General features: G+C 63.0%; 14 protein-coding genes. 9 read left to right on the top strand and 5 right to left on the bottom strand.

The features are described 5' to 3' along the window. Window positions 1-8: 8 nt before the first annotated feature. From rodA to QUV21_RS14215, 7 genes are all read left to right on the top strand, one after another. Window positions 9-1,148, top strand: coding sequence for a rod shape-determining protein RodA (gene rodA, locus QUV21_RS14185; RefSeq protein WP_300855829.1), 1,140 nt, complete (start codon window positions 9-11; stop codon window positions 1,146-1,148). Window positions 1,149-1,165: 17 nt separating this feature from the next. Beyond that, the gene (locus tag QUV21_RS14190) at window positions 1,166-2,080 is read left to right on the top strand and encodes a glyoxylate/hydroxypyruvate reductase A (RefSeq protein ID WP_300855830.1); all 915 of its coding nucleotides are present in this window, start codon (window positions 1,166-1,168) and stop codon (window positions 2,078-2,080) included. 70 nt (window positions 2,081-2,150) lie between these two features. Next, complete coding sequence (locus QUV21_RS14195; protein ID WP_300855831.1) at window positions 2,151-3,056, top strand: DMT family transporter; 906 nt, start codon at window positions 2,151-2,153, stop codon at window positions 3,054-3,056. A gap of 192 nt (window positions 3,057-3,248) precedes the next feature. Continuing rightward, window positions 3,249-4,613 (top strand): glutamine synthetase family protein, encoded by a 1,365-nt coding sequence (locus tag QUV21_RS14200; RefSeq protein WP_300855832.1) that lies wholly within the window; start codon window positions 3,249-3,251, stop codon window positions 4,611-4,613. 81 nt (window positions 4,614-4,694) lie between these two features. Further along, window positions 4,695-6,074 (top strand): aldehyde dehydrogenase family protein, encoded by a 1,380-nt coding sequence (locus QUV21_RS14205; RefSeq protein WP_300855833.1) that lies wholly within the window; start codon window positions 4,695-4,697, stop codon window positions 6,072-6,074. Window positions 6,075-6,078: 4 nt separating this feature from the next. After that, window positions 6,079-7,248 (top strand): iron-containing alcohol dehydrogenase, encoded by a 1,170-nt coding sequence (locus tag QUV21_RS14210; RefSeq protein WP_300855834.1) that lies wholly within the window; start codon window positions 6,079-6,081, stop codon window positions 7,246-7,248. Between the two features lie 52 nt (window positions 7,249-7,300). Further along, on the top strand, window positions 7,301-8,542 hold the full coding sequence (locus QUV21_RS14215) for an FAD-dependent oxidoreductase (protein WP_300855835.1): 1,242 nt from the start codon (window positions 7,301-7,303) through the stop codon (window positions 8,540-8,542). 80 nt (window positions 8,543-8,622) lie between these two features. Here QUV21_RS14215 and QUV21_RS14220 read toward each other — a convergent pair whose 3' ends face one another. The 5 genes from QUV21_RS14220 to QUV21_RS14240 form a co-directional block, all read right to left on the bottom strand. Then, window positions 8,623-8,865 carry a hypothetical protein gene (locus tag QUV21_RS14220; protein ID WP_300855836.1) on the bottom strand — a complete coding sequence of 81 codons (243 nt, stop codon included), beginning with the start codon at window positions 8,863-8,865 and terminating at the stop codon, window positions 8,623-8,625. Between the two features lie 77 nt (window positions 8,866-8,942). Then, window positions 8,943-9,155: a hypothetical protein gene (locus QUV21_RS14225; protein ID WP_300855837.1), complete on the bottom strand. Its 213-nt coding sequence runs from the start codon at window positions 9,153-9,155 to the stop codon at window positions 8,943-8,945. Window positions 9,156-9,469: 314 nt separating this feature from the next. Continuing rightward, window positions 9,470-9,694: a hypothetical protein gene (locus tag QUV21_RS14230; RefSeq protein ID WP_300855838.1), complete on the bottom strand. Its 225-nt coding sequence runs from the start codon at window positions 9,692-9,694 to the stop codon at window positions 9,470-9,472. Between the two features lie 191 nt (window positions 9,695-9,885). After that, window positions 9,886-10,095, bottom strand: a complete 210-nt coding sequence (locus QUV21_RS14235) for a hypothetical protein (RefSeq protein WP_300855839.1) — start codon at window positions 10,093-10,095, stop codon at window positions 9,886-9,888. A gap of 154 nt (window positions 10,096-10,249) precedes the next feature. Continuing rightward, the gene (locus QUV21_RS14240) at window positions 10,250-11,236 is read right to left on the bottom strand and encodes a D-glycerate dehydrogenase (RefSeq protein ID WP_300855840.1); all 987 of its coding nucleotides are present in this window, start codon (window positions 11,234-11,236) and stop codon (window positions 10,250-10,252) included. A 171-nt stretch (window positions 11,237-11,407) separates the two neighbouring features. Between QUV21_RS14240 and QUV21_RS14245 the strand changes: the two genes are divergently transcribed. Further along, a complete protein-coding gene (locus QUV21_RS14245) occupies window positions 11,408-11,959 on the top strand; it encodes an SH3 domain-containing protein (protein WP_300855841.1) in 552 nt (183 codons plus the stop codon). Beyond that, window positions 11,943-12,839 (top strand): cation diffusion facilitator family transporter, encoded by an 897-nt coding sequence (locus QUV21_RS14250; RefSeq protein WP_300855842.1) that lies wholly within the window; start codon window positions 11,943-11,945, stop codon window positions 12,837-12,839. Before QUV21_RS14245 ends, QUV21_RS14250 begins: the two co-directional genes overlap by 17 nt. The last annotated feature ends 12 nt before the right edge of the window (window positions 12,840-12,851 follow it).

The following is a 12,851-nucleotide window of genomic DNA, read 5'->3' on the forward strand; positions in this document are numbered from 1 at the left end:
GGGGCTGGATGAGCTTTCTTGAATACCGCCTCAAACAGGCACCGGCGGGGCTGCGCAAGATCCTATTCATCAACTGGCCGCTGGTGGTTCTGGTAACGGCTGTCGCTTCCGTCGGCTTCCTGATGCTCTATTCGATCGCAGGCGGCAACCTTGATACCTGGGCGCGGCCACAGATGGAACGTTTTGCGGCCGGAATGGTCCTGATGTTCATCGTCGCCATGGTGCCAATCTGGTTCTGGCGCAACATGGCGGGGCTGGCCTATCTGGTGGCCTTCATCCTTTTGCTCTTCGTCGAGTTCTTTGGCGAAGTCGGGATGGGCGCGCAGCGCTGGATCGATCTTGGCTTCATCCGGTTGCAGCCGTCAGAGATGATGAAGTTCACCCTCGTGATGATGCTGGCGGCCTATTACGACTGGCTGGATCACAAGAAGGTCTCTCGCCCGCTTTATGTGCTGATCCCGGTGCTGCTGACGGTCGCACCAACGGTGCTGGTGCTGATGCAGCCGAACCTTGGGACATCACTTCTGCTGTTGCTTGCGGGTGCGGCGGTGATGTTCGCGGCCGGGGTAAGCCTGTGGTATTTCGGCGCGGTTCTGGCACTGGGCGTCGGAGTCGTGGTCAGCGTCTTCACCCTGCGCGGCACCGAATGGCAGTTCCTGCATGACTACCAATACCGGCGGATCGACACGTTTCTGGACCCGACGGCAGACCCATTGGGCGCAGGCTACAACATCATTCAGGCCAAGATCGCATTGGGCTCTGGCGGCTGGTCGGGCAAGGGTTTCATGCAAGGCACGCAAAGCCGGCTGAATTTCCTGCCCGAAAAGCATACCGACTTCATCTTCACCACTCTGGCCGAGGAATTCGGCTTCATCGGGGCGTTTTCCCTGCTTGGCCTTTACGCGCTGATCATCGGGTTCTGTCTGGTGGCGGCGTTCCAGAACCGCGACCGGTTTTCAGCCCTGCTGATCGTGGGCGTGGCGGCGAACTTCTTCTTCTACATCGCGGTGAACCTGTCGATGGTGATGGGCATGGCCCCGGTGGTGGGCGTGCCTTTGCCGCTTCTGTCTTACGGGGGGTCGGCGATGCTGGTGCTGCTGGTGGGCTTTGGGCTTGTGCAAAGTGCGCATGTCCACAGGCCGCGATGATCAGACAAGGGTAGAACATGACAACGGTCCTTTTCGCGGCGCCAAGCCTTTGGCCCGAATATCAGGCGGAATTGCCAAAGGCGCTGGCCGAGGCGGGGGTGCAGGCCAAGGTGGTGATCGATGCCGCGCCAGAGGTGGTGGATTACATCGTCTATGCCCCCTCCTCGCCCTTGCAGGATTTCACGGCCTACCACCGCACCAAGGCTGTTCTAAGCCTTTGGGCCGGGGTGGAGCGCGTGGTCGGCAACAAGACCCTGACCCAGCCACTGTGCCGGATGGTCGATCCCGGCCTGACCGAAGGCATGGTGGAATGGGTGGTCGGTCACGCCTTGCGGCATCATCTGGGGATGGACCGGCATATCGTGAATCCCGGCCATGTCTGGGATCCGACCTGCCCGCCCCTGGCGCGCGAACACCCGGTGGCGGTCTTGGGCATGGGGGCGCTCGGGGCGGCCTGCGCGGCCGCGCTTCGGGCGCTCAACTTTCCGGTGACGGGGTGGAGCCGGACCGAAAAGCCCGGCTGCCTGCATGGAGAAGACGGGCTGCGTCAGGCGCTGGCTTCGGCGCAGATCGTGGTTCTGCTGCTGCCAAAGACGCCCGAGACGGAAAACCTGCTGAACGGCGAACGGCTGGCGCTGTTGCCACAAGGGGCGGTGATCCTGAACCCGGGGCGTGGGGCCTTGATCGACGATGGCGCGCTGTTGGCGGCACTGAATGCGGGGCATGTCGGCCATGCCACACTGGACGTGTTCCGGGTGGAGCCCTTGCCAGCCGATCACCCCTTCTGGACCCACCCACGCGTGACAGTGACACCACATATCGCCGCCGACACCCGCGCATATTCGGCCGCACGGGTGATCGCCGAGAACATCCGCCGCGGCGAGACCGGTGAGCCGTTTCTGCATCTGGTCGACCGGGCGCGCGGCTACTGACATCCAGAGGTCGGGAACGGAACAGCCTGAGCCCTGCCCCCGTGCAAGCAATAGCTGAACGGAGGGCAAAATGCGTTATGGGCAAGGTGTTGCCTTGGTTCTGGCGGCGGGCAGCCTTTGGTCGCTGATGGGCCTTGGCTTGCGGCAGATCGAGGATGCCTCGGTCTGGGCTATCCTGTTCTGGCGGTCGCTTGGCATGGTGCCGGTTCTATGGCTTTTCATCCATGTCACCTCTGACGGCCGACCGATTGCGGCGATACGTTCTGTGGGAATTGCCGGCGCGGTGGGGGGCTTCGGCCTTGTCTTCGCCTTTGCCGGCGCGATCTATGCGATCCAGACCACCACCATAGCCAATGCGGTGTTCCTGTTCACCGCCTCGCCCTTTGTCGCGGCAATCTTCGGCTGGATCCTTTTGGGTGAACGGGTGAAGCCATGGACCTGGGCGGCGATCGGGCTGGCGGTCTTTGGCATGTATCTGATGGTGCGCGAAGGGCTGGCGATGGGGGCGCTTGCAGGGAACATCGCGGCGCTACTTTCGGCAGTGGGGTTCGGGGCGTTCTCGGTCGCGCTGCGCTGGGGGAAGGTGAAACAGATGTTGCCGGTGTCGATGCTTGGGGGGGTATTCTCGGCCGGTGTCGCGGCCGGCGTTCTGGCCGCACAGGGCGCACCAATCGTTGTCTCGGGCTGGGATATCGGCATCTCCATGAGCATCGGTGCGCTGATCGTTGCGCTGGGCATGGTGATGTACACGCTGGGCAGCAGGGTCATTCCGGCAGCGGAACTGACGCTCTTGTCGCTGATCGAGGTGCTGCTGGCACCTATGTGGGTCTTTGTGGTCCTTGGCGAGACGGCAAGCCCCGCAACCTTCGTTGGCGGCGGGGTGCTGCTGGCGGCCGTCGCGCTGAATGCGGTGATGGGCGCGCGGTCACAGATGGCGGAAGGGGTTGCGAACCGGGCCCGACCTGTGAATGAATGATCAAATTCACGGGTCGTTACCTGTGGTTTGGGGAGAACGTCAGGATGCGGTCTGATCCGCAAGACACCAGCCGTGGTCCATGCTGGCCACGCAAGCCCGAGTTTGGCGGCGGAGAGGGGTATTTCCCATCCGCCACGCCACCGGGAACATGCGGTTCCTGACACCACATCTGATATTTGAAAGAGGCAACACATGCCCGGCAACATGACGCTTGAAGACCTTAAGTCCGCTGTGAAACGCGGCGACATCGACACCGTTCTGGTGGCCGGCATCGACATGCAGGGCCGCCTGATGGGCAAACGCTTTCACGCGCAGTTCTTCGTCGATGGCGGTTGGGAAGAAACCCACTGCTGCAACTACCTTCTGACCGTGGACATGGAGATGACCACCGTTCAGGGCTACAAATCCTCAAGCTGGCAGACCGGATATGGCGACTATATCCTGAAGCCCGACATGGCGACGCTGCGCCTGATCCCGTGGCTGCCGGGGACGGCGCTGGTTCTGGGTGACACGCTGGATCACCACCACCATGAGGTTCCCCATTCCCCCCGCGCGATGCTGAAACGTCAGGTGGCACGGGCGCGGGCCTTGGGCTTCGAGCCAATGATGGCGACGGAGCTGGAGTTCTACCTGTTTGAAAACAGCTACGAAAACCTTCGCGACGGTGGCCTTGCCGCGCTGAAGCCCGTCAGCGCCTATAACGAGGATTACCACATCTTCCAGACCACCAAGGAAGAAGACGTGATGCGCGCGATCCGCAACGGCCTTTATGGCGCTGGCATCCCGGTGGAAAACTCCAAGGGTGAGGCGGACGCAGGTCAGGAAGAGGTGAACTACCGCTATTCCGACGCGCTGGATGCCGCCGACAACCATGTGATCGTCAAGAACGGCATCAAGGAAATCGCCTGGACCAAGGGCAAGTCGGTGACCTTCATGGCCAAATATGACCATAGGAAGGCCGGGTCTTCCAGCCACATCCACCAAAGCCTTTGGACCAAGGACGGCAAGCCCGTGTTTGCCGACAAGGGCGACACGCACGGCATGTCCCAGACGATGAAGCATTACATGGCCGGGCAGCTTGTCCACGCGCAAGAGTTGACGGCATTCCTTGCGCCATATGTAAACAGCTACAAGCGCTTTACCGTGGGCATGTTCGCCCCGACGAAAGCGGTATGGAGCGCGGACAACCGCACCGCGGGCTTCCGCGTCTGCGGCGTCCATTCCAAGGCCGTGCGCGTCGAATGCCGCATCCCCGGCAGCGACGTGAACCCCTACCTTGCCTGTGCCGCCCTTCTGGCGGCGGGTCTGGCGGGGATCGAGGGCAAGATGGAACTGGAACCGGAAATGTCCGGCGACATGTACAATACCGACGGCATCCGCGAGATTCCGCACAACCTGCGCGATGCCGCGGCGCTCTTGCACGGCTCAAAGATGCTGCGGGCGGCCTTTGGCGACGACGTGGTCGACCACTATCACCACGCCGCCCAGTGGGAGATCGCCGAGACCGACCGCGTCGTCACCGATTTTGAACGCGAGCGACTGCTGGAACGGGCTTGAACGGGCGCGAGACTGTAGGTTGGGGCCTGCGTCCCGACTCTTTTCTGAATGTCGGGGCAGGCCCCGACCTACGAGGACCAAATGAAACCGATCGAACTGATTTCCCCCGTTGATGGCTCTGTCTACGCCACGCGCACCCCTCTGACCCCCGACGCGGCAAAGGCCGCCGTCGCCCGCGCCAAGGCCGCACAGAAGGGCTGGGCCGCCCGCCCGCTGGAAGACCGCATCGCGCTGGTCAAGGCCGGGGTGGCCCGCCTGAACGAGATGAAGGACGTGGTGGTCGAGGAAACCGCCTGGCAGATGGGCCGCCCCACCCGCTTTGGCGGCGAATTCGGCGGCGTGAACGCCCGCACCGAATACATGTCGGACATTGCCGCCACGACCCTTGCCCCGCAGATGGTCGAAGACAGCGACCACTTCCGCCGCTACATTGCGCGTGATCCGGTCGGCGTCGTCTTCATCGTCGCCCCGTGGAACTATCCCTACCTGACCACGATCAACACGCTGGTCCCGGCTCTGATCGCCGGGAATACGGTGATCCTGAAGCATGCCAGCCAGACCATGCTGGTCGGCGAGCGTCTGGCCGAGGCGTTCCATGCCGCTGGCGTGCCAGAGGATGTCTTCCAGAATGTCGTCCTTGATCACGTCACGACCGAAGCGCTGATCGCCGCGCGGTCCTTCGGGTTTGTGAACTTTACCGGTTCCGTCGCGGGCGGACAGGCGATGGAACGCGCCGCCGCCGGCACCTTTACCCCCCTGGGGTTGGAGCTTGGTGGCAAAGACCCCGGCTATGTCCGCGCCGATGCAAACCTTGACGCGGCGGTCGATACGCTGATGGACGGGGCGATGTATAACGCGGGCCAATGCTGCTGTGGGATCGAGCGGATCTATGTCCATGAAGGCCTTTACGACGCCTTCGTCGAAAAAGCCGTGGCATGGGTTAAGACGCTGAAGCTGGGCAACCCTTTTGACCCCGAAAGCACGCTTGGCCCTATGGCCAACAAGCGCTTTGCCAAGGTCGTGCGCGACCAGATCGCCGAGGCGGTTGCCAAGGGGGCCAAGCCCTTGATCGACCCGACCCTCTTTCCGGCAGATGATGGCGGCGCTTATCTTGCACCGCAAGTGCTTGTGAACGTTGACCATTCCATGCGCGTCATGACCGAGGAATCCTTCGGCCCCGTCGTCGGCATCATGAAGGTCAAGGACGATGCCGAAGCGTTGCGGCTGATGAACGATTCGCCCTATGGCCTGACCGCAAGCATCTGGACGCAGGATTACGACACCGCTGAAAAGCTCGGGCAGCAGGTCGAAACCGGCACCGTCTTCATGAACCGCGCCGACTATCTTGACCCGGCGCTCTGCTGGACCGGCTGCAAGGACACCGGTCGCGGCGGCTCGCTTTCCTACCTCGGGTTCCATTCGGTGACCCGGCCGAAATCCTATCATCTGAAGAAGGTCTGACCCCATGGCAACCGCCAGCCACTCTGTTCCCAGCCGCAACTGGTCCTACCCCACCGCCATCAAGTTCGGCGTCGGCCGGATCGCCGAACTGGCCGACCACGCCGCCAGCGCCGGGCTGAAAAAGCCTCTGCTGGTCACCGACAAGGCGCTGGCCAGTCTGCCGATCACCGCCACAGCTCTGGATGTGCTGGACGCTGCGGGCATGGGCCGGGCCGTGTTCTCGGACGTGGACCCGAACCCGAACGAGGCGAACATGACCGCCGGGATCGCGGTCTACCTTGCCGGTGGTCATGACGGGGTGATCTGCTTTGGCGGCGGCTCTGCGCTCGACCTTGGCAAGATGATCGCCCTGATGGCGCATCAGCGCAAAGACCTGAGCGTCTGGGATCTGGAGGATATCGACGACTGGTATACCCGCGCCGATGCAGGCAGGATCGCCCCGATCATCGCGGTGCCGACCACGGCCGGGACCGGCAGCGAAGTTGGCCGGGCGGGCGTGCTGACCAACAGCGAAACCCACAAGAAGAAGATCATCTTCCACCCCAAGCTGATGCCCGCTGTCACCATCTGCGACCCGGCGCTGACCGTGGGGATGCCGAAGTTCATCACCGCAGGCACCGGCATGGACGCGCTGGCGCATTGCCTTGAGGCCTATAGCTCCCCCTTCTACCACCCGATGTCCCAGGGTATCGCGCTGGAAGGCATGCGGCTGGTCTTTGAAAACCTGCCGCGCGTCTATGGCACCCCCGATGACCTTGACGCCCGCGCGCATATGATGTCGGCGGCAGCGATGGGCGCGGTTGCGTTCCAGAAGGGGCTGGGCGCGATCCATTCCCTGTCGCATCCCGTCGGCGCGGTTTACGGCACCCACCACGGCACCACCAACGCCGTCGTCATGCCGATGGTTCTTGATTTCAACCGCCCCGCCATCGAGACGCGGATCGAGGCAGCGGCGGCCTACCTTGGCATCAAGGGCGGCTTTGACGGGTTCCGTGACCGTATCATGCAGCTTCGCAAGATGCTGGCGATCCCGGAAAACCTGACGGCGATGGGGGTGAAGGCATCCGATCTGGACATGCTGACCGACATGGCGCTGGAAGACCCGTCCTGCGGCGGCAACCCGGTGGCGATGACGCGCGACAACACCCGCGCGCTCTATCAGGCCTGCATCTAAGGGCCAGCGCCCGCCACACCCATCAGTGCGGCGGGCGAATCGGAGTAGGTGAATGTTTACCCGGGAACGAACCGAAATCGCAGTGATCGGCGCTGGTGTGGTCGGTTTGACCATCGCGCTTGACCTGCTTGAGGCGGGGCATGAGGTCGTGCTGGTCGACCCCGCCCCCCCCGGCATGGGGGCCAGCTATGGCAATGCGGGAACCATCGCAGGCTATGCCGTAAGCCCGGTCGGCACGCCGGATGTGCTGCGGTCGCTGCCCTCGCTGATGTTCAGCCGGACCTCTCCCCTAGCGATCCGGCACCGGGCCTTGCCCAGCCTGATGCCGTGGCTGGTCCGGTTCTTGCGGCAATCCCTGCCTCGGGCCGCTGACCATAACGCGCAGGCGATTGCGGCGCTGCTGACTGATGCGGGCGAACGCTGGGATGATCTTGCCCTGCGTGTCGCGGGCGCGGGCATCCTGCAACGCCGGGGCTGCCTTTACCTTTACGAAACGCCCGCTGCCTTTGCCAAGGCCGGGGCCGAGATGGCCACGCGTCGAGCGCTGGGGGTTGAGGTTGACCTGATCGGCCCGGACCAGTTGGCCGAACTGGAACCGGGCCTGCCTGCGGGCATGGGCGGAGCAGCCTTTTTTACCGGGGCGACCTTCCTTGATGATCCCGGACGGATGATGGGGCTGATCGCAGCGGCCGTGCTGCCGAAGGCACGGCTCTTGCAGGCGCGGGCCGAAAAGATCACCCGGGGGTTGGACGGCGTGGTCGTCGAAGGGCCGGGGTTACATCTGCACGCGCGCCGGGTGATCATCGCCGCAGGCGCCCATTCCCGCGCCTTGGCCCGGTCCGCGGGGGACCGGATCCCCCTTGATACCGAACGTGGCTATCACGTCGAATGGGACATGGCCGAACCCTTGCTGCAACGCCCAACCAGCCCGACGGCGCGAGGGTTCTACTTCTGCCCGATGGCGGGGCGGTTGCGGGTGGCCGGAACGGTGGAACTGGGCGGGCTGCATTTGCCCCCCTCCCCCCACCGGGTGCAAAAGCTGGTGGATGGCGCGCGGGCGTTCTTTCCGGGCTTGGGCGAGCCGGACCGCAACTGGATGGGGTTCCGCCCGTCGCTTCCTGACAGCCTGCCAGTGATCGGGCCGTCAACCGGCGGGGCAGAGGTGATCCACGCCTTCGGTCACGGCCATCTGGGGGTGACCATGGCCCCCATGACCGCGCGGATCGTGGCAGACCTTGTGGCGGGGCGCGCGCCCGGGATCGACATCACCGCCTATCGACCGGGGCGGTTTTGAAACGAAAGACCCGGCAGCGCTTTTGCACTGCCGGGCATGTTCAAAGCTGGCCGAAGCCAACCCCGAGGATGCTTCAGATGTCAGGCCGGCGTCTGTGGATCAAGAATGGTCACCTCGGTCGGCTCATCATCATCGCTGCCGCCGCAAAGCGCGACGCAGAGGATGATCGGGATCAGAAGCAGCGGCAGGATGCCGACCGAGGACGCGGGCTTTTCAGCAACGACTTCCATTTCTTCTTCAACGACAACCGGACCACCGGCAAAAGCGGTCGAAGCCGAGAAGGCGAGAGAGGTCGCAAGGACCGTTGCAAGGAGTTTGTTCATGATGGTTTCCTTCCAGTCTGAACGTGAGATCGGGTCTCTTGCAGATCCCCGGTCAAGGTTGCGCGGGACAGTATGTATCAGCCCACCGGCTCTGGATCATCATCGCCGCCACAAAGCGCGACACAGAGGATGATCGGGATCAAGAGAAGCGGCAGGATGCCAACCGAAGACGCGGGCTTCTCGGCCGCGACTTCCTGATCATCCTCAACGAGGATCGGACCACCGGCGTAGACGGCGCCAGCAGAAAGCACCAGCGACAAGGCAAGCGATGCTGCGAGTACCGATTTCATCAAAGCCTCCAGAATGCCACGACACGGGGGCCTTCCCATGCCTGCCACCCAGACGCTACTGCTTTCGGCAAAAGCGCTCAAATCCTTTTGATCAGGTGCCGCGAAAGGGAGCGAACTGTTGCACATTGACCGAGGATGTTGCCCGAAAGCCAAGAAACGCCCTTATCCCACGGCCACTTCCCGCAATCGAAGGAAGTTGACCGGCAAAACCCCAGAATTCGCGTCATGAAAAACGTAACCATACCGCAATTCAACGCGGGATTATCCGGATAGGCGGGCGGAATGGGTCTTGCCGACAGGCGCGAAAGTCCGAATCAGCGCAGACCGGTGATCGAGGGCGTTTCATCATCATCGCCGCCACAAAGTGCGATGCAAAGGATGATCGGGATCAACAAGAGCGGCAGGATGCCGACCGAAGACGCGGGCTTTTCCGCCACCACTTCGATTTCCTCTTCAATGAGAACCGGCCCACCGGCATGGGCGGTCGCGGCTGTCAGGACAAACGTGGCAGCAATGGCCGAGGCGATCAGGTTCTTCATCACAATCTCCATTTCCAGAACAGGGGCGCAGAGTTTGACCGCGACCTTCCGCCTGAAACCTTCATGCACGGACGCATCCCAAGTCAACGACTGAACGGCCATCCGAAAGCAAAAAGCCGAACCGGTGTTGCTCCGATTCGGCCTTTTTTTCTCAGAGTGCTGTCGCAAAAAGCGGCCAGCAATCCAACAGATTATTGGGCGTAGGTCTGGTTGTCGTCATCGCCGCCGCAGAGCGCGACGCACAGGATGATCGGGATCAGCAGAAGCGGCAGGATGCCGACCGACGAAGCGGGCTTTTCGGCCACAACTTCGACTTCGTCTTCGATTACAACGGGTCCGCCGGCCATTGCGGCCGATGCGCCGAGGGTCAGCGCCATGACCGAGGCAATGAGTTTCTTCATCATAGTCTCCGAATGTTTGGACGATCCCGTCAGGTTGACAGGGCGTAGCAAACCGTAGCCAGTTAGAATTGCCGCTTCAACCGGCAACAAGGAATTCAGATTGCTTCGTGGCGCTGCGTTGCGGGAATAGCACAAAGTGGCACTTTCCCCACTTCTAGAACTGGCCGGGAACCACCTGATCCGGCGGCCGATGGCCATCTGCGAAGGTCTTGATGTTGATTATCACCTTCTCGCCCATCTCGATTCGGCCCTCCACCGTGGCCGATCCCATATGCGGCAGGCAGACCACATTCGGCAATTCGCGCAGCCGGGGGTTGAGGTCAGTGCCGCGTTCATAGACGTCAAGCCCTGCTCCCGACAGCTCTCCCGCGCGCAGGGCGCGGGTCAGGGCGTTTTCGTCCACCACCTCGCCCCGGCTGGTATTGACGACCACGGCGCTTGGTTTCATGAGCCGCAACCGCCGCGCGTTGAGAAGATGGAAGGTTGAAGGCGTGTGCGGGCAATTGATCGACAGGATGTCCATCCGCGCCAACATCTGATCAAGGCTTTCCCAATAGGTTGCCTCATATTCCGCCTCGACCTCGGGGCGCAGACGCTTGCGGTTGTGGTAATGGACCTGCAACCCAAAGGCGCGCGCGCGCCGTGCCACCGCCTGCCCGATCCGCCCCATGCCAAGGATCCCTAGCCGCCGCCCGCCAAGCCGCCCACCCAACAGCGCCATCGGGGACCAGCCGGTCCAGTTGCCCGATTGCATCACCTGCAGGCCCTCGGGAATACGGCGGGTGACGGCAAGGATCAGTGCCATCACCATGTCGGCGGTATCTTCCGTCACCACACCGGGCGTGTTTGACACGATCACCCCGCGCTGACGGGCAGTTGCCACATCGATATGATCGACCCCGGCACCATAATTGGCGATCAGCTTCAGCTTTTCCCCGGCCTGAGCCAGCAAGGCCGCGTCAATGGTGTCGGTGATCGTCGGCACCAGCACATCCGCCCGCTGCATGGCCGAGGCCAGCTCGTCGCGTGTCATGGGCAGGTCGGGGTCACGCAATTCGACATCGAACAGTTCCTTCATCCGGGTTTCCACGGCTTCGGGCAGGCGTCGCGTTATGACTACTGTCAGACGGGGGGCGGGCATGTTGCTTTCTCCGACGATTCCAGATCGGCCTCGCCGGATCGGGCCACTTCCAAATCCGGCGTCCTTGAGGCAAGGTGATGCCAAGCGGGGCGATGCACAAGCCCCGGGTGACACACAAAGAGACAGCGGGTGCCGGACATGCACCTGATCAGGCAGTCGGGGCGAAGACGGATGATGCGGTTCAGCGGGGTTCTGGCACTTGTGCTGTTGCTGATGGCGCCGGCCATCGGGGCGCAAGAAGTTGACCCGGCTGAAAGCACTCCTGCAAAACCCGCTGAAAAGCAGTGCCAGCCGGATGTGGGCTGTGTGACCAATCTGCCCTTGCCGCGCTATGTGTCGTTGAAGGGCAAAGAGGGCAATGCGCGCCGCGGTCCGGGGCTGACCCACCGGATCGACTGGGTGTTCACCCGGGCAGGCATGCCACTGAAGATCACCGCCGAGTATGAAAACTGGCGCCGGGTCGAAGACCAGGAAGGCGCGGGCGGCTGGGTGCATTATTCGCTGTTGTCGGGCGTGCGGTCGGTGCTGGTCACGCTTGACATGGCCGAATTCCGGGCCACCCCGGCCGACGATGCCCCCGTGGTCGCGCAGGCAGAGGTCGGGGTGATCGGCCGGATCCTGGAATGTAATGCCGACTGGTGCCGGATCGCGCTGGAAGGACAGCGCGGCTGGGTGCAGAAATCGGCAATCTGGGGTGTGAAACCTGATGAAATCGTCGACTGACGGCGTGCGGCGGCAGGTGCGGCTGGCCTTTTCGGCGGGGCTTGCCTCGGTGCTGGTGGCCGGAATTCTGGTGGCCTTGAAGCTGTGGGCGCTTGCAGAAACCGGGGCCTTGTCGATTGCCGCCTCGCTGGCGGACAGCGCGATGGATCTGATGATGTCACTGGGGGCCGCAGTGGCCATCGTCTATGCCGCGCGGCCTGCCGATGATGACCACGCTTTTGGCCATACCTCGGCCGAGGATCTGACGGCTTTGGCGCAATCGGTCTTCATCATGGTGTCGGCCGGGGTGATCGGCTGGGCTGCGGCGGCCCGGTTGCTGGCCCCGGAGCCGCCGGTTCTGGCGGCGGAAGGTCGGGGCATGACGGTGATGGCGGTCTCCATCGTGCTGACCATCGGGCTGGTCTGGTGGCAGGGGCGGGTTGCCCGGGCCACTGGCAACCGGGTGGTAGCGGCCGACCGGCTGCATTATCTGGGCGACTTGTTGCCAAGTCTGGGCGCAATTGCCGCCCTGTGGGTATCAGGCCACTACGGGATCGGGTCGGTCGATGCCGTTGTGGCGCTGGCGGCGTCGGCGGTGATGGCGATTGGCGCGCTGCGGATCGGCAAAGGGGCGTGGGACGCGCTGATGGACCGGGCCGCCGATCCGACGATCCTTGCCGGAATCGCCGAAATTGCGCGCAGCTGGCCCGGGGTCAGGGGTTTTCATGACCTGAAGACTCGCACGGCGGGCAGCCGGGTCTTTGTCCACCTGCACATCGAACTTGACGGCGACCAGACCCTGCGCGAGGCCCACGCCATTGGCGCAAGCCTGCGTCGGGCGATTCTGAAGGCTTATCCTCAGGCTGACGTGATCATCCACAAAGATGTTCATGGCAGCTGACCGCCTCCCATT

Source organism: Tabrizicola sp. (assembly GCF_030373185.1).
Lineage (GTDB): Bacteria > Pseudomonadota > Alphaproteobacteria > Rhodobacterales > Rhodobacteraceae > Tabrizicola.